16 protein-coding genes and 3 tRNA genes are annotated in these 17,812 nt (G+C 33.1%); 3 read left to right on the forward strand and 16 right to left on the reverse strand.

Annotation, left to right across the window (positions count from 1 at the left end):
* Positions 1-42: 42 nt before the first annotated feature.
* The 9 genes from tuf to AB3G34_RS10905 form a co-directional block, all read right to left on the reverse strand.
* On the reverse strand, positions 43-1,227 hold the full coding sequence (gene tuf / locus AB3G34_RS10865) for an elongation factor Tu (RefSeq protein ID WP_367771748.1): 1,185 nt from the start codon (positions 1,225-1,227) through the stop codon (positions 43-45).
* A 53-nt stretch (positions 1,228-1,280) separates the two neighbouring features.
* Positions 1,281-1,352 (reverse strand) — tRNA-Thr (locus tag AB3G34_RS10870).
* Positions 1,353-1,388: 36 nt separating this feature from the next.
* Positions 1,389-1,469: transfer RNA gene (locus AB3G34_RS10875), tRNA-Tyr, on the reverse strand.
* 55 nt (positions 1,470-1,524) lie between these two features.
* Positions 1,525-1,598: transfer RNA gene (locus AB3G34_RS10880), tRNA-Thr, on the reverse strand.
* Positions 1,599-1,690: 92 nt separating this feature from the next.
* Complete coding sequence (hpf, locus tag AB3G34_RS10885) at positions 1,691-1,993, reverse strand: ribosome hibernation-promoting factor, HPF/YfiA family (RefSeq protein ID WP_367757973.1); 303 nt, start codon at positions 1,991-1,993, stop codon at positions 1,691-1,693.
* Between the two features lie 37 nt (positions 1,994-2,030).
* A complete protein-coding gene (locus tag AB3G34_RS10890; protein ID WP_369752461.1) occupies positions 2,031-2,924 on the reverse strand; it encodes a tyrosine-type recombinase/integrase in 894 nt (297 codons plus the stop codon).
* 80 nt (positions 2,925-3,004) lie between these two features.
* Positions 3,005-3,199, reverse strand: coding sequence for a 30S ribosomal protein S21 (rpsU, locus tag AB3G34_RS10895; protein WP_007137807.1), 195 nt, complete (start codon positions 3,197-3,199; stop codon positions 3,005-3,007).
* 260 nt (positions 3,200-3,459) lie between these two features.
* On the reverse strand, positions 3,460-4,629 hold the full coding sequence (locus AB3G34_RS10900) for an acyl-CoA dehydrogenase family protein (RefSeq protein ID WP_369752462.1): 1,170 nt from the start codon (positions 4,627-4,629) through the stop codon (positions 3,460-3,462).
* Positions 4,630-4,820: 191 nt separating this feature from the next.
* On the reverse strand, positions 4,821-5,717 hold the full coding sequence (locus AB3G34_RS10905; protein WP_369752463.1) for a ComEA family DNA-binding protein: 897 nt from the start codon (positions 5,715-5,717) through the stop codon (positions 4,821-4,823).
* A 311-nt stretch (positions 5,718-6,028) separates the two neighbouring features.
* On the opposite strand from AB3G34_RS10905, the gene AB3G34_RS10910 reads away from it, so the two are divergent.
* Positions 6,029-7,480, forward strand: a complete 1,452-nt coding sequence (locus tag AB3G34_RS10910) for an amino acid permease (RefSeq protein WP_369752464.1) — start codon at positions 6,029-6,031, stop codon at positions 7,478-7,480.
* A 78-nt stretch (positions 7,481-7,558) separates the two neighbouring features.
* Here AB3G34_RS10910 and AB3G34_RS10915 read toward each other — a convergent pair whose 3' ends face one another.
* The 5 genes from AB3G34_RS10915 to AB3G34_RS10935 form a co-directional block, all read right to left on the reverse strand.
* Positions 7,559-7,798: a PspC domain-containing protein gene (locus tag AB3G34_RS10915; RefSeq protein WP_369752465.1), complete on the reverse strand. Its 240-nt coding sequence runs from the start codon at positions 7,796-7,798 to the stop codon at positions 7,559-7,561.
* A gap of 66 nt (positions 7,799-7,864) precedes the next feature.
* The gene (locus AB3G34_RS10920) at positions 7,865-9,136 is read right to left on the reverse strand and encodes a DUF2851 family protein (RefSeq protein WP_369752466.1); all 1,272 of its coding nucleotides are present in this window, start codon (positions 9,134-9,136) and stop codon (positions 7,865-7,867) included.
* A gap of 76 nt (positions 9,137-9,212) precedes the next feature.
* Complete coding sequence (locus AB3G34_RS10925) at positions 9,213-9,695, reverse strand: 3'-5' exonuclease (RefSeq protein ID WP_367771763.1); 483 nt, start codon at positions 9,693-9,695, stop codon at positions 9,213-9,215.
* A 164-nt stretch (positions 9,696-9,859) separates the two neighbouring features.
* Positions 9,860-11,221, reverse strand: a complete 1,362-nt coding sequence (locus AB3G34_RS10930; RefSeq protein ID WP_369752467.1) for a pyridoxal-phosphate dependent enzyme — start codon at positions 11,219-11,221, stop codon at positions 9,860-9,862.
* Between the two features lie 195 nt (positions 11,222-11,416).
* Complete coding sequence (locus tag AB3G34_RS10935) at positions 11,417-13,363, reverse strand: putative porin (RefSeq protein WP_367754881.1); 1,947 nt, start codon at positions 13,361-13,363, stop codon at positions 11,417-11,419.
* Positions 13,364-13,536: 173 nt separating this feature from the next.
* Between AB3G34_RS10935 and AB3G34_RS10940 the strand changes: the two genes are divergently transcribed.
* Complete coding sequence (locus AB3G34_RS10940) at positions 13,537-14,196, forward strand: ribonuclease HII (RefSeq protein WP_369752468.1); 660 nt, start codon at positions 13,537-13,539, stop codon at positions 14,194-14,196.
* On the opposite strand, the gene lipB is transcribed toward AB3G34_RS10940, so the two are convergent.
* Positions 14,197-14,916, reverse strand: a complete 720-nt coding sequence (gene lipB, locus AB3G34_RS10945) for a lipoyl(octanoyl) transferase LipB (protein WP_369752469.1) — start codon at positions 14,914-14,916, stop codon at positions 14,197-14,199. It abuts the gene before it with no gap.
* A gap of 166 nt (positions 14,917-15,082) precedes the next feature.
* Positions 15,083-15,814, reverse strand: coding sequence for a hypothetical protein (locus AB3G34_RS10950; RefSeq protein WP_369752470.1), 732 nt, complete (start codon positions 15,812-15,814; stop codon positions 15,083-15,085).
* Between the two features lie 214 nt (positions 15,815-16,028).
* Here AB3G34_RS10950 and lysS point away from each other — a divergent pair, with 214 nt between their 5' ends.
* Positions 16,029-17,732 carry a lysine--tRNA ligase gene (gene lysS, locus AB3G34_RS10955; RefSeq protein WP_367754889.1) on the forward strand — a complete coding sequence of 568 codons (1,704 nt, stop codon included), beginning with the start codon at positions 16,029-16,031 and terminating at the stop codon, positions 17,730-17,732.
* Positions 17,733-17,812: the final 80 nt, after the last annotated feature.

Below are 17,812 nucleotides of genomic sequence, written 5' to 3' on the forward strand. Positions count from 1 at the left end.
TAACAACCTAAGCCGTTACTGGTTTAAATTTATTTTATAGAATTATGCAATTTCAGTTACCTGACCTGCACCAACTGTTCTACCACCTTCACGAATCGCAAAACGTAAACCTACGTTTAATGCAATTGGACTTAATAATTTAACATCAATTGTTAAGTTATCTCCAGGCATAACCATTTCTACACCTGTAGGCAAAGTAATGATTCCAGTTACATCCGTTGTACGTACGTAAAACTGTGGACGATAGTTATTATGGAATGGAGTATGACGTCCACCTTCTTCTTTTTTCAAGATATAAACCTCAGCCTTGAAAGTATCATGTGGTTTAACAGAACCTGGCTTACAGATTACCATTCCTCTTTTGATATCTTCTTTTTGAATACCTCTTAAAAGGATACCCACGTTATCTCCAGCTTCACCTCTATCAAGGATTTTACGGAACATCTCAACTCCTGTAATAGTAGAAGTCAATTTTTCAGCTCCCATACCAATGATTTCAACTGGATCTCCTGTATTAGCAACTCCTGTTTCGATACGACCTGTAGCAACAGTTCCACGACCAGTGATTGAGAATACATCTTCAACAGGCATTAAGAAAGGTTTTGCAACATCTCTTACTGGCTCTTCAATCCAAGAGTCAACAGCTTCCATCAATTCAAGAATTTTAGGAACCCATGCTGGATCATTATTCAATCCACCTAAAGCAGAACCTTGAACAACAGGACCATTATCTCCATCATATTCATAGAAAGACAATAAGTCTCTGATTTCCATTTCAACTAATTCTAATAATTCCTCATCATCAACCATATCCACTTTATTCATGAATACAACCATTCTAGGAATACCAACTTGACGACCTAAAAGGATATGCTCACGTGTTTGTGGCATTGGTCCATCAGTAGCAGCAACTACAAGAATAGCACCATCCATTTGAGCAGCTCCAGTAACCATGTTTTTTACGTAATCCGCGTGACCAGGACAGTCAACGTGAGCGTAATGACGATTAGCAGTTTCATACTCAACGTGAGATGTATTAATTGTAATACCTCTTTCTTTTTCTTCAGGAGCATTGTCAATTTGATCAAATGATTTTGCTTGACAGTAACCTGCATCAGATAACACTTTAGTTATTGCCGCAGTTAATGTAGTTTTTCCGTGATCCACGTGCCCAATTGTTCCAATGTTTAAGTGGGGTTTGTTACGGTTAAAGGTTTCTTTTGCCATTTTACTTAATTTTTAATCTAGTTATATATTCATTTCAATTTCCTACTTACTTGAGCCAATGTCGGGAATTGAACCCGAGACCTCTTCCTTACCAAGGAAGCACTCTACCCCTGAGCTACACCGGCAGAGACTTTCATTTAGATTTATCTAATCTAAATTTGTGGGGAGAGCAGGATTCGAACCTGCGAAGTTTACACAGCAGATTTACAGTCTGCCCTCGTTGGCCGCTTGAGTATCTCCCCTCTTTTTTTATCTTAATATTACATTTAGCCAAATGCAATACTACTGCTTATTTTGAGCCGGCGGAGGGACTCGAACCCACGACCTGCTGATTACAAATCAGCTGCTCTAGCCAACTGAGCTACGCTGGCAGTTTCAATAAAAAAAGTCCGCTATTTCTAACGGACTGCAAATGTAGAGATTTTATCTCTCAATCAAAACATTTTTTAAAAAAATTTTAATATTATATATGTGCTCTTATCTTTTCTTTCCTTTTTACCAACAATCGCTCTAAGGATTCAGCCGAAAGTTCTATTGCCTCTTCGAAAGTCTTACACTGTTTTTTTACTAAAAAATCATCTCCCGGAACATTAATTTTAACCTCAACAATTTTATTTTCTTTATCACTCGTCTTTTCAACTTTTAAATAAACATCAGAAGAAACTACCTTATCGTAATACTTCTCTAATTTATCCATTCGTTCTTGAACATAATTTACTAGTTTTCCGTCAACTGCAAAGTTAACTGCATGAACATTTACCTTCATAATCATTTTTTTTTAATGGTTAAACTATTTCGAATTATTATTTATTCCTTGGATGAGCGTCCTTATACACTTTTTGCAATTCTGACAAACTACTGTGCGTGTAAATTTGCGTCGAAGCCAAACTAGAATGTCCTAACAATTCCTTCACTGAATTCAAATCGGCCCCGTTATTCAATAAGTGAGTCGCAAATGTATGTCTTAAAATATGCGGGCTTTTCTTTACTTTTTCCGAGACAGTACTAAAGTAAGAATTTATTAATCGATACACAAAAGATTCATTCAATTTTAACCCTTTTTTTGTTAGAAAAAAAAAGTCTTGATCTTTAATATATTCCAAATCAGACCGCTCTTTAATATAGTGAGAAAATTGAGACTTGATAATTGGTAAAACCGGCAAAATCCTTTCTTTATTTCTTTTACCAAGCACCTTAACCGTACTGTTTTCCACATTAATATTGTTAATATTTAGATGAATCAATTCAGCCCTTCGCATTCCGGTAGTATAAAACAAATCAATAATTAACTTATTTCTAACCTCTTCAAAACCAACAGGGTTCTCAACACCACTCAACACCGCCACCACTTCTTTTTCCGAAAAAGGAATCTGTAGTGTTTTTGGGATTTTCAATGCCTTGTGTTTCAACAGAGGACTAACTTCAATTTGCTTCGTCTTTAATAGAAATTTATAAAAAGCTTTTAAAGAAGCTATTTTCCTATTGACAGTTACATTAGACAAACCACCATTGACAAGTGAAACGATCCAGCTTCTAATTTGACCATAACCCAGATGCACAATATTTTCTTCGTCAAAGTTTATTGTATTAAATGTTTGAAAGCTCAAAACATCATTTAAATACGCATTTACAGTATGTGAAGAATACTTTTTCTCCTTCAATAAATAATCCCGAAATGCCGCAATAATAGTAACCATATATAAAAATAAAAAAACCGTTAGCATCAAAGTTATAAAACTTTAATGACTAACGGTAATTATCATGTAAAAAGAACTACTTAGTTTTCTAAGTTGTCTTTCATGTTTTGAATATAAGCTGCTTTTTGAACTTTAATTCTATTTTTTACAGAAGGCTTAATAAAAGCAGTACGAGCTCTTAATTGACGAACAGTTCCTGTTTTATCAAATTTTCTCTTATAGCGCTTTAATGCTCTATCTATATTTTCTCCGTCTTTAATTGGTATAATTAACATAATATTGACACCCCCTTTCGTTAAGTGTGCAAAAGTAATCATTAATTTGAATTACAGACCATGAATTTCAATTATTTTTTGGTGTGCCGGCAAAACACAATTCCATTCCAAGACAACATTCCGTTTTTGCCGTCAGGCTATCCGCTACAATCTTTTATTCCGTTACACTTCATAAAAGGATTTTCACTTCTATCCTTCACACATAAAAAAAGAGCCAACAACTAAACTGGCTCTTCTAAATCACTCTAGTTCGTTCGCTTTTATTTCACCGCTGGCTTATAATTTTGTTTGTCAATTATCATTTTTGCTAAAATCTCTTTAAGAATTTCCGAAGTTCCACCCCCAATTGGCCCTAAACGGCTGTCTCTAAACATACGTGCTAAAGGATATTCTTCCATATAACCATAACCACCTAACATTTGTAAACAACTATATATTGTTTCGTCAGCCACCTTTGTAGATTTTAATTTAGCCATAGTAGCCTCCTTAACCACATATTCTCCTTTATCCAATCGAGCTACAGCAGCATAATTAAACACTTTGCAATGCTCAACATCAGTAGCATGTTCTACCAAAGTATGTCTTAAAGCTTGAAACTTATCGATTGTCCTACCAAAAGCCTCACGTTGCCCCATATATTCGATCGTATAATCAATTGCATACTCCGCTCTAGCATGACCATTTATTGCCATAATCAAACGCTCTAAAGCAAAATGCTGCATAATATAAGGAAACCCCTTTCCTTCTTCTCCCATCAAATTTTCTACAGGAATTTCAACATTATCAAATGCAATTTCCGCAGTATCTGAAGCTCTCCATCCTAATTTATCCAGTTTTACAGCGGAAACTCCTTTTAAATTACTATCCATCAAGAACATACTGATCCCTTTATTACCTAGCTCAGGACTAGTTTTGGCTGCAACAACATAATAATCTCCATAAACACCATTAGTGATGAATGTCTTAGAACCATTAATAATATATTTATCTCCTTTTTTAACAGCTGTCGTGCGCATACCAGCAACATCGCTACCTCCAAAGGGCTCTGTAATACACAAAGCGCCAATTTTATCACCAGATATACTTGGCGCTAAATAATCACGTTTAATTCGCTCATCCCCTTCTGCATTCAAATGGGTCATCGCTAAATAAGAATGTGCCCACATTGCAGCCGCAAAACCTGCTGATTTAATTTTTTGAAGTTCTTCTAAAAAAATAACAGTGTAAAATAAATCTAAGTTTAATCCACCATAAACCTCAGGATAGCGTATTCCGAAAAAACCCATTTCTCCAAATTTTTTCCATATAAAACGCTCAATTGTCCCCGTTTTTTCCCATTTTTCAATATGCGGAACAACTTCTTTCTGTAAAAAATCTTTTAAACTCTCTCTAAATAATTGGTGTTCTTCTGTGAAATAATTTGAATCCATGTATTTTAATATTTTTTTTTACTTTTATAAATTGAAGTGATTGAAAAGAAAAGCAAAGGCTTTATATTTCAGACTTAAGTTTTTTTTTGAACTACATAACTAAGATCTGATTTAATGAAAGAAAAATACGCAACAAAAACAACTATTTTGCAGTAAATTAAAAAAATTTAAACCATTTCAATTATACACTTCTAATTAAAGTCCAAATATAAGGCAATTATTTTTGCTTTTTCAACAGGAAAACCCTTAATATTTATTAAATCCTCAATATTATTAAAATTTCCATTCATACTTCGATAGATAATAATCTCTTTAGCCAAAGGATATTTAAAATAAGGAAATTGAGCCATTTCTTTCAAAGACGCATTATTTATATTCACTTTTTTCAAATTACTAACAGCAACAATTTTAAAATGGGAATCAAGATTAGCGATCACTTCAGGAGATAAACCCCAAACGTCTTTCATTTGATCCATCGAAACAAAGCCTCCAAGACTTTCTTTTAAAATCAATATCCTTTTAGAAATCACCTCGCCTATACCATAAATTTTAATCAAATCTTCTTGCGTTGCCTTATTGATATCAATTAAAACTAATTTTTCCTTCTTAGGAAAATTTACAATCGACTTGTTTTTATAATCTACATATTCTTTACGTTCCTTTTTATTATTTACCCAATCTGGAAATTTAAAAAGTGGGGCTATATTATTCAATAACGAATCCGATACTTGAGTAACAGCTTGAAATTCTTTTGCAGAGTTTACATATTTATTCTCTTTTCTATAAGCGAGTAATCTATCAATTTCCTGAATTGACATACCCAGTTTGTAGCCTTTATAATCTGTAATGAAATTGGGGTTAAAAAGATAGACCTTAAATAGTGTTTTAGACTTGTCCTTTTTTAAAGCATCAAATTTAGACTGTATGGAAAGCCATTTTTGCTTACCCAAGTCAGTCTCTAGAATTACATTCTCGTTAAAAAAGAAAAAACCCAATTGTAAAAACAGTATTATTACAACTAAAGAAAATATACCAGCTCGTTGATCCTTTGAAAACTCAAAATAAGACTTTATATTTTTAAAATCCATTGACAAGAAATTGATTAAAAATTATATTTTTTTAGATAAAAATCGGTCAATATTTCCCTTTAATTACTGAGCTCTAAATTTATACAATTAAACGTCAAGATGGTTCGTACTAGAAAAATAATTTGACAATTATTAGTGTCAAATTGCTAAAAAAGCAATTTTATTATTAGTAAATAATAATATTATTTCGAAATTCGAAATTAAACAAACATCAAAGTCTTTTTATTTTTAAGTAAAATTGAAAAAATTATTTTTATATTTTGTAAAAAATAATACATTTGAGCACTAATAACAATTAAACCAATAAATATATGTCAATTTGGAAAACAAAACCTCTGTCGGTTTTACTAAATGAAGCTTCAGAAGACGAAAAAGGGTTAAAAAGAACATTGTCTTCGCGATCCTTAGTAGCACTTGGAGTTGGAGCAATAATTGGTGCTGGATTATTTTCCCTAACAGGAATTGCCGCAGCAGAACACGCTGGACCAGCAGTAACTTTATCATTTATCCTTGCCGCAGTAGGATGTGCTTTTGCAGGACTTTGTTATGCTGAATTTGCTTCTATGATACCAGTTGCAGGTAGTGCTTATACGTATTCCTATGCAACAATGGGAGAATTTATGGCATGGATTATAGGATGGGATTTAGTTCTTGAATATGCTTTAGGGGCCGCCACTGTCGGGGTAAGTTGGTCACGATACTTACTTGAGTTATTAAATAAATACGGTGTTCATCTGAACCCTAAATTCATATGCTCCCCATGGGAAACATTAACACTAGGTGATGGTACGATTGTAGACGGAGGATACATAAATCTTCCTGCTATATTAATCGTTTCTGCTCTTTCCTTGTTATTAATTAGAGGTACAAAAGAATCTGCTAATATTAATAACTTTTTAGTAGTTCTAAAAGTTATAGTAGTTATTTTATTTATTGTCTTAGGATGGCAATATATTGACCCTGCTAATTACTCTCCATACATTCCGGAGAACACAGGTGTTAAAGGACAGTTTGGTTGGTCAGGAATTGCTGCAGGAGCTGGAACCGTTTTCTTTGCTTTTATTGGTTTTGACGCTGTTTCTACCGCAGCACAAGAAGCTAAAAATCCACAAAAAGGAATGCCAATTGGAATTTTAGGATCATTAGTTATTTGTACTATCTTATATGTGTTATTTGCTCACGTAATGACAGGACTTGTTCCTTATTATAAATTTGTTGGAGATGCAAAACCTGCAGCTACAGCGTTTGCTGTTACTGGATATTCATTCCTTCAAACTGGATTAATCGTAGCTATTTTGGCTGGATACACTTCTGTAATGCTTGTGATGTTAATGGGACAAAGTCGTGTTTTCTATACCATGAGTAAAGATGGCCTATTGCCTTCTTTTTTCGGAGATATTCATAAAAAATTCCGTACTCCATGGAAAACAAACATCTTCTTTATGATCTTTGTAAGTTTATTTGCTGGTTTTGTTCCAGTAAGTGACTTAGGACATATGGTAAGTATTGGAACATTATTAGCATTTGTATTAGTTTGTATTGGTGTACTAGTAATGCGTAAAAAAATGCCAGATGCTCCAAGATCTTTCAAAACTCCATTTGTACCATATGTACCTATCGCTGGTATTCTTGTTTGTGTGTATTTAATGTACTCACTTCCTTATGAAAGCTGGTTGCGATTAGTAATATGGATGGCAATTGGTATTGGGCTTTACTTTGCCTACGGTAAGAAAAATAGTAAATTAAATAATCCAGATAAATAATATCTGGTAGTCATAAATAGAAAAAGGGATTATAAAGTGTCAAAGCTTTATAATCCCTTTTTTTTATTTTTATTTTTTTTACAAATCAAATACAGAGGTTCTTTTTGCGCGAATTAAATCTTTAAGCCTAATCCAAAAGGCCAAAGTTAAATAGACACCAAACCAAAGACCAGCTGTAACAAAAGAGATGTAAATAAAAAAAAGGCGAACACTTGTTACTCGCATTCCTAATTTATCAGCTAATCTTGAAGATACATGGAAACCATATTTTTCGAAAAAATATTTAAGTTTAATTACTCTAGCAATTTTTTGAGCCATTATCTATTTTATAAAATTGAATTTAGCAAAAATACGATATTATTTCTGATCTTCTAAACCAAAGAATTAATCTTGTTTCATCAACTCCATTCCCACTGCGCAATCTAAACACTTACTTTTTGAACAATATTCATTTTTAAGTTGCAATAATGACTGAGTTTCAAAAGCATTTGAAGTTTTTAATCCAAAAGAAGTAAACTTATCTATAATCGCATTTTTCTCTGGATGAACATCCATAACTAACTGGATTAGATTTTCTGAAATTTCTTTACCAATACTTTTTGCATACGCAAATTGAATAGGAATGATTGTGTTTATAATCAATAAATCGACAAAGGCTTTAGATAATTTTTTCTTTTTCTTTGGACTTTCCTTGTCAAATTGATAATGATTCTCCCAATACTTTGAAGAAGAAATTTGAAATAAATCATAACAACTTTTAACTGAATTTAGATCAGTAATTTTAGAAAATAAATTATGTCTAGAGTGATATAAATTAGCTAATTGAGAAAGTCGTATCGTTGGAAAATTATCGGGTCGGTGTTTAAAAAACTGAACTGGCGCCAGATTCATTTTATCAATTTGATACTTGTGCAGCAAATAAAAATACCTGATTTTTAAATCTTTAAAATAATTATCTTCCTTTTCGGAATTGAGTAGTCCAGCATTTCCAAAGAGTAAGGCTTCTAAATTTTCGACCTCCGCACTTTCTTTTCTAATGATAGTAAATGGAATTGATTTGGCATTTTGGTAAAAAACATCGCCATTCGTATTCAACCCAAAATTCTTAGCCAACAGGCTAAATAAAACGGCTTCCCAATCATTATTGGTTTGTTCCAATAATTCATAAATAGGCTTGGATTTTCTTTCTAATCGTTCAAAAAACAAACGCTCTTGCCAATTTTTCAATGTAAACTCGCTTACCTCTTTTAACTGTTTTTCGCAATAAATCCAAGATTTAGGAGCCATTAAAGATTGATAATTAGCAACCGTGTTCTTATCTACATATTGACAGAGTTCTAAAACAGGAATTTCGGTATTGTCTTTCCTAAAGATTTCGGTATCGTGTTCCCAAACGACATGAAGAATCACGTTTTCATAACCCGCATCTCTTTCATGATGATGCACATACCAATCAGAAGATTTAAGATGGATCTCCACATTACCAGCCCATTTTTGATTGCCGATGGTAATTTGAGCATTAAAAAAATCCGGTCCTGCTAATTCTAAATATTGGCCAACATGAGTAATTGTAACCTCTTCTTTATTTGAAGTTTTTAAATTTAAAGTATCAAACTTCTTGAATTTCCAGAGGTAGTGCAGAAAATCTTCTTTCATCTTAAAGCCTTGTTGTTAAGAGACTAAAGTAATGAAAAAATAGTTCCGTTTCACTTAAAGGATGAAATTGAGCATCTTATCTCATCATATATAGTTTAGCACAAGCTCGAGCATCTGACAATGCTTCGTGATGATTTAAAGCAATATTCATTGCTCGGCAACAATCACTTAATTTTGTCGGTTTTAACCCTTTGGCTTTATAGATTTTTACGGTACATTCCCAACGAGAGGCAATATTTAAATCTTCATAATTTAAATTGTAAAGTGCCATCGATTTAGCCAATACATTCCTGTCAAAACTTTCATTATGAGCAACCACTACTCTATTTTGTAATCGTTTTTGAATTTCGGGATAGACTTGAGCAAATGTTTTTGCATTCACTGTATCACGTGGATATATTCCATGAACTTGAATGGTAAATGGAGAATATAAATTATTGGGAGGCTTGATCAAAGTAACAAACTCGTCAACAATTATTCCGTTTTCTACGGTAACAATACCTACAGAGCAAGGATGGAATGCAGTTGCGGTTTCAAAATCTATGGCAGTAAAAGTCATTTGTAAATTATAATTATAAGTAAGCAATTATCAACAACGAATTTATATAAATTAATTAAAAAAACTCGTTTTAGAAATTAAAAAAGCCACGAATTTAAAATAGAACACAAAATTAATTTATGCTTATCTATGTAATTCGTGGCAAAAAAAAAATTGGTTTGAAATTATTTTATTGATCCAATAATATCATATTTGGTAATTATATGGTGTTTCCCGTTTCCTAAATCAATCAAAACAGCTGCGTTTTCTCTAGAGAATAATTTAGATACTGCTTCAATAGTAGTCCCTAACTCCACAATTGGATAGGGTTTCCCCATGATCTCACGAATGGGTCTATCAGCGGTATTTTTATCGCTTACATAACTTTGAAACAAATCAGATTCATCAAGAGAACCTACAAATCCAGTAATATCCATTACAGGAATTTGAGAAATTTTATATTGACGCATTCTTTCAATAGCATGAGAAACTAATTCTTCAGTTCGTGCAACAATTAATGGTTTATCAATATGATCTTTGATAACATCTTCTGCTTTAGTAACTGTCTCTTCTAGGAATCCGCGTTCGCGCATCCAGTCATCATTAAACATTTTACCTACATAACGACTTCCTGAATCATGAAACAACACGACTACTACATCGTCTTTCTTAAAATGTTCTTTGAGTTGCAATAATCCTTTTACGGCTGCACCAGCCGAATTTCCAACAAATATTCCTTCCTCTAATGCAATTTTACGCGTATAAACAGCTGCATCCTTATCGGTTACTTTTGTAAACCCGTCAATTAAAGAGAAATCAACATTTTTAGGAAGTATATCTTCGCCAATTCCTTCCGTGATATAAGAATAGATTTCGTTTTCGTCAAAAATTCCAGTTTCATGGTATTTTTTAAAAACAGAACCATAAGTATCGATTCCCCAAATCTTAATATTTGGATTTTTCTCTTTTAAATATTTTCCTACTCCTGAAATCGTTCCTCCTGTTCCTACACCCGAAACAAAATGAGTAATCTTACCTTCTGTTTGTCCCCAAATTTCCGGTCCCGTTTGTTCGTAATGTGCTATGGCATTTGATGGATTATCGTATTGGTTTACGTACCAAGAATTAGGAGTTTCCTCCGCTAATCTTTTAGAAACAGAATAATATGATCTTGGATCTGTAGGCTCTACATCAGTAGGACAAACCACTACTTTTGCTCCCACAGCGCGTAGAATATCCATTTTTTCTTTGGATTGTTTATCAGAAATCACACAGATTAATTTGTAGCCTTTTATAATTGCTACTAAGGCTAATCCCATTCCTGTATTTCCAGAAGTACCTTCAATAATAGTTCCGCCTGGTTTTAGACGGCCGTCCGCTTCGGCATCTTCAATCATTTTTACTGCCATTCTATCTTTTACAGAATTTCCTGGGTTGAAGGTTTCCACTTTGGCAAGTACTAAAGCGTCTATTCCTTCGGTTACTTTGTTCAATTTAACCAAAGGAGTATTTCCTATTGTACCTAATATATTTTCAGCGTAATGCATTTGATTTTATTTTAATAATTGCAAAATGTTATAAATGTAGTCGCAAAGATAGCATTTTGTTATAAAATAGCATCAATTAGTCTGTTTTGCGTTCGTGATAAAAGCGACATCCTCTACTTGCTCCCTTTAAGCAAGTGCCAGCTATAGCGGATAGCAGGATGAAACGCCCAAGAAAAACTTAAAATCGAATGGGAATTAGTTAAAGAAGTTCCAGATTAAACCAAAGCGAACTGTGAAATCACGATACGGACTATTGGGTGCTGAATAGAAGTTATTTCCTGTGAAAGAAGAATTAAAATGCTCTGCTTTGAAGTAGATTCTTGTTCGTTGAATGCGAGCATTAACGAAAAAATCAACATTAGGATAATTACCAATTTCTTTTTTATTTTGAACAAAAAATTCTCCAATAACCGGATTATAATCATTCGCCAAGTAGCTTGTAAAATAATTCAATGTGAAACCAGTTTGCAAAAACAACGCTTTTTTGAACAGGTAATTAGTATAATAAATGGTGTTTCTAGTCACTATTTCGGGAACATTTAAAATAGCATCTTGTTGATCTGCTTTTTGGTATAAAACGGTATTATCTAAAGCAAATCTCCCGAATTTAAATTCCTTACTCGCTTTAACAGAAATGTAATTTATCGTATTACCATATTGTTTTGGCGTTACAATTTGCTGGCTGTCATCAGTTGCTGTGTTTTCAAAATACAAGTGATCATTTAATGTCATTAATTGAAGAGAAGCTTCAATCCATGGCGTCGACGCATTGGCTGTTATCGAATTTATTTTTTCGTTTTTGAAATCATTCGACCAGTTGTAATTTATGTAACTACTTTGATATAAGTTGTAATTATCGTTTGGTAGTTTATTTAAGTTTTGGTATCCAAATGAAAATTGATAATCATCATTCATTTCATAATGCAACTTAGCATCTAAATTCGACAACGATTGATTTGTAACCGATCTTGAATACAAGAATTTTCCGTTCCATTTGTTTTTTTGATATTCGTATTGCCCACCTGCACTATTAATATTTCTAGACAAAGAAGCAGGAACGGTTTTAGTATCAAAAATCAATATTTGATTGTAGTAATAATTCGATCTAAAATCATCGGCAAAAAACTGAAATTTACCTAAAGTCGTATTCTCATAAACCAACCCCACTTTATTATACATTTTATTGTAATGCGTTTGATCATTGATTCCAGAACTTACAAAAGAATCCCCAAATCTATAAACAATTGAAGAACCTACTGTAGAAGGAACTGTAGCTTGATTGTATTCGAAAAACTTATTTTCGTAATTGAATTGATGGGCAACATATAAATTATTTTCTCCCTTGGTTGGATTCACTCTGAAAAAATGATCCACAAAAAAACGTTTCCCTTTTAAGAAGGATTTGGCATCATTGAAATAAACCTCCAATCGTTGTCTATTATCGTATTTAGGATCTTCGCTTTCAAAATCAGAAATGGTTGTTATACCCCCATTTTCTTCATTTAAAATATCTTGATATGTAAAATGAGCATTGGCAACATAGCGGTTATTTAGCGTGTTGTAACTTGTTGTGAATCTAAAATTTCCTGTACTAGCCAACTGATTAATATATTTTCCCTCAGAACGCAATCCTTTATAAGCGATAGAAAAATTGAGTCTAGGTGACGTATTTATAGCAAAAAAAGCATCCAGAGATTGTCCTTTTTGCATAACCGATTTGAAGTACAATTCAGTTACTGGAGTTGCTACAGAGCTGTATTTAATTTGATTGGCTTCCAAAAAATTAAAATGTTTTGCCTTGAAACCAAATTCTGGATATGGAGAAAACTCTGTTAAACTATATTGAAGTGTGTTATAGGTTTGCCCTTCATTAGAAAAAGGCAACAATCCAAAAATGTCTTTTCGTAAATAATTAAACGAATATTCTCTTTTAATAGTAAGAGCAGTATCAAGATAAGTGGTATCACGTTCTATGTTTATAAAACGGTACATATCCATCGTAGCTACTTTTTGCGCTTTTATGGTATCTGATTCTCTTTGATATTTATTATTGTTGTTATTATTGCCGCCATTTCCTGAATTTACTTGAGAAAACAAAAGAGTTGGAAATATTATGAAATATAAAAAAAAGAGGATTCTCATTGAAACGGATATATAATTAGGGCTATTATTTTCACACTAGTAATACGAGCAAAGGTAAATGATAAAATCATATAAAAAAACACCATAATTTACAGACTTAATATTGCAAATATTTAAAATAACGAAACATTATTAATAAAATTTCATAACCTTTGTTAAACCAAAAATAGATCATGCTTGCACTTAACTTTTCAAATCTAATTCTTGAAACTGGAACCGATGAAGCAGGTCGTGGCTGTCTCGCTGGTCCTGTAACTGCGGCTGCAGTGATTCTACCAATAGATTTCGAAAATACAACCTTAAATGACAGCAAGCAGTTAACCGAAAAAACGAGAGAAAAACTAAGGCCTATTATCGAAAATCAAGCTGTTTCATTTGCTGTAACTCATTTGTATCCCAATGAAATTGATGAAATAAATATCTTGAATGCTTCGATGAAAGGAATGCAAGAATCTGTTTTAAAATTAAATCCAGTCCCTGAATTTATTATTGTTGATGGCAACCGGTTATTGAATGCAAAACTGGGTTTAAAAAGTACTTTTGGAAAGCAATTTTCAAAAACTGAAATTGAATTATTAAAATCAATTCCGAATCAAAGCATTGTAAAAGGAGATGCTAAATTCATGAGTATTGCTGCGGCTTCCGTTTTGGCCAAAACGTATCGGGACGAGTATATGAATGGCATTCATGAGGAATTCCCCATGTACAATTGGAAAAAAAACAAAGGCTACCCAACTAAAGAACATCGAGAAGCAATTAGAAAATATGGGGTAACTAAATACCACCGAATGAGTTTTCGATTATTGCCGGAACAGTATAAATTTGATCTATGATTAACGATTGATGATTTCAGATTTCACGAAAGTTGCATCAAATAATTGTGAGAAGTGTTTCAAAATTTTTCCTTTAACTTCCTCTTCATCTACTCTTTCAACTCCCAATTCTACTTGTAAAGAAGTGACTGCTTTGCCTCGAATTCCGCAAGGAATGATGTTGTCAAAATATCCCAAATCGGCATTGACGTTTAAAGCAAATCCATGCATGGTTACCCAGCGCGAAGCACGAACACCCATAGCACATATTTTTCGTGCAAAAGGAGTTCCAACACCTAGCCAAACTCCAGTTTCTCCTTCGCTTCGTCCACATTCTAAACCGTATTCTTGAAGTGTAAGAATAATAGATTCTTCGAGAAAACGCAAGTATTTATGAATGTCAGTAAAGAAATTTTCTAAGTCTAAAATAGGATAACCTACAATTTGTCCTGGCCCATGATAGGTAATATCACCACCACGATTGATTTTGTAGAAAGTAGCTCCTTTGTCTTCCAATTGTTTTTCGGATAACAATAAATTACTCAAATCCCCACTTTTCCCTAATGTATACACATGCGGATGCTCTACAAATAGAAAATAATTGGGCGTTTCTAATTCCAGTTCTTCTCTCCTATTCTTAATTTTTAAATCTACAACGCCTTTAAACAATTCTTCTTGGTATTCCCAAGTTGCTTTGTAGTCTTTATTTCCTAAATCTTGAAGTTGGATTGTTTTATTCATTTTTTGAAGTCTCAAATTTTCAGAGGGACAAAGGTACAAAGTTTTTAAGAATGAATAAGTTGTTTTCTATTACACATTTGTCAAGTCGAGCGCAGTCGAGACCAACTAGATGAGTCTCGACTGCGCTCGACTTGACAAGAAAAACGATTTTTTAAGTTCAACATCGTTACTCTAAAACTACTTCCAAATTAGTAATCTCAGGATTTTGAAGACAATCTGTCAATAGAAAATGTAATTCCAATGATTTTTTGTCTGCGCTTAATTTTGCCTTTGTGTTCGAAACAGATTTTATTTTTTTAGGAAAATGGTAGCGTAAAACATATGGCTGACTTATTTTTAAATTAGAAAACCGAGTTTTTAATTCGGCTATTTTATCCTGCTGTTTTTTTAATTCAGCTTCATCAGTAATTTTTACCATTCTTTTAAAATGACTTCCGTCAAAAGTATAACTGACATTATAATAATGTTCTTCGGCAGATAAAGCATAATTATGTTCTAAATCATCTGCATATTCTTGAGTTTTATATAAATCAGGTACTTCTTGCATATTATTGAAATCTAGATTCATCTTTGTTCGAAATTCTTTCTCATAAGAACTATTCTTAATATGAACCTGAACTGCTGCATATTTTTGAAAAATAGCTTTTTCGAATGATGGAAGTTTTAAAAAATTCTCCGAATATTTATTTATGTAATCCTTAAAAATATAAGTGGTGTCTTCAAATTTCTCCTCTTTTGAATAATTTTCACCAGACAATTGCATATAACTATTTTCGTCCCGTAGCGATTCCGTTTCTATTTTACCAGAGCCATCTTGGTTTAAATAAATAGTTTCTGTTATTTGGCAACTAGTTAAGGATACCATTAAAATGAGAAGTAGATATATTTTAGTTTTCAAGTTTTTAAATTTGGATTATAAATTAGTATCGAATATAGTATAATTACTCGAATCCCTAGCCCAGATTAAAGTGGAAATCCTTTAGTTTTTTTCTTTAAAAAACTAAAGATTGTAACGGAAAGCTGGAAAATGCTCCAAAAAAAACTTTGCTCCCATAAAACTTTGCGATTTTGCGACTTATAAAGTATCTTTGCGCTCTTAAAATCAGCATAAAATGGCATTATCAGAACAAGAAATTATCCGTAGAGAAAAACTACAAAACTTACGCAATTTGGGAATAAACCCTTATCCAGCTAATCTTTTTCCAGTAAATCATACTTCGAAGCAAATAAAGGAAAGCTTTGAAGAAGGTAAAAAGGTCATTGTTGCTGGGCGTTTGATGAGTGTGAGAGATCAAGGAAAAGCTTGTTTTGCTGAACTACAAGATAGCGAAGGGCGCATACAATTGTATGTGAATCGCGATGTATTGTGTGAAGGTGATGATAAAACATTATACAATCAGGTATTTAAAAAATTAACTGATTTAGGTGATTTTATTGGTATTGAAGGAGAATTGTTTACTACTAAAGTAGGCGCGCAATGTATTCGTGTGGATGGTTTTACTTTTTTGAGCAAAACATTACGTCCGTTGCCTTTACCAAAAGTAGATGAGGACGGAAAAGTACACGATGCTTTTAATGACGCTGAATTGCGTTATAGAATGCGTTATGTGGATTTAACTGTGAATCAAAATGTGAAAGAAACGTTTATCAAAAGAACAAAAATGTTCAATGCGATGCGTAATTTCTTTAATGATAGAGGATATCTTGAGGTGGAGACTCCAGTTTTACAACCTATTCCTGGTGGAGCAGCAGCACGTCCGTTTATCACACATCACAACTCGCTTGATATTCCGCTTTACATGCGTATTGCAAACGAATTGTATTTAAAAAGATTAATTGTTGGTGGTTTTGAAGGAGTTTATGAGTTTTCTAAAAACTTCAGAAATGAAGGAATGGATAGAACCCATAACCCAGAATTTACCGCTATGGAAATATATGTAGCCTATAAAGACTACAACTGGATGATGGAATTTGCCGAAGATCTTCTAGAGCATTGCGCCATTGCTGTTAATGGAACTAGTGAAGCTACTTTTGGAGAACACACTATCAACTTTAAAGCACCTTATGCTCGCGTTACTATGACTGATTCTATCAAACATTTTACTGGTTTTGATATTTCAGGAAAAAGTGAAACGGAACTTTTTGAAGCGGCTCGCGGAATGGGAATTGAGGTTGACGCTACCATGGGTAAAGGAAAATTGATTGATGAGATTTTTGGTGCTAAATGTGAAGGGAATTATATTCAGCCAACATTCATCACTGATTACCCAAAGGAAATGTCACCCCTTTGTAAAGAGCACCGTGACAATCCAGATTTGACGGAACGTTTTGAATTAATGGTTTGTGGTAAAGAAGTAGCCAATGCGTATTCAGAATTAAACGACCCAATTGACCAAAGAGAACGTTTTGAAGAGCAATTAAAACTAGCTGCAAAAGGAGATGATGAAGCGACTGAATTTATCGACGAAGATTTCCTTAGAGCATTAGAATACGGAATGCCTCCTACATCTGGAATGGGAATTGGAATGGACCGTTTAATTATGTTCTTGACTAATAATGCCTCTATTCAAGAAGTATTGTTGTTTCCACAAATGCGTCCAGAGAAAAAACAAATTGTGGTGGAGCTTGAAGCAGATGAAAAAACAATTGTTGCTATTTTAGAAGCAAATGATAACCAAATGGAATTTGGTTTACTAAAAATAAAATCAGAATTAAGCGGTAAAAAATGGGATAAAGCCATGAAAAACCTTTCTTCACTTGGAATGACCGAAGTGGTTGTTGAAGGTGATGTTAAAGCGTGCCGATTGAAAGGATAATAGAGATACAAAAAGGAGTTCCAATTGGAACTCCTTTTTTATTTTAAGGAAAGATCAATATTACTTCTTGATAAATATAC

It is taken from the genome of Flavobacterium sp. WC2409 (genome assembly GCF_041200085.1).
GTDB lineage: Bacteria > Bacteroidota > Bacteroidia > Flavobacteriales > Flavobacteriaceae > Flavobacterium.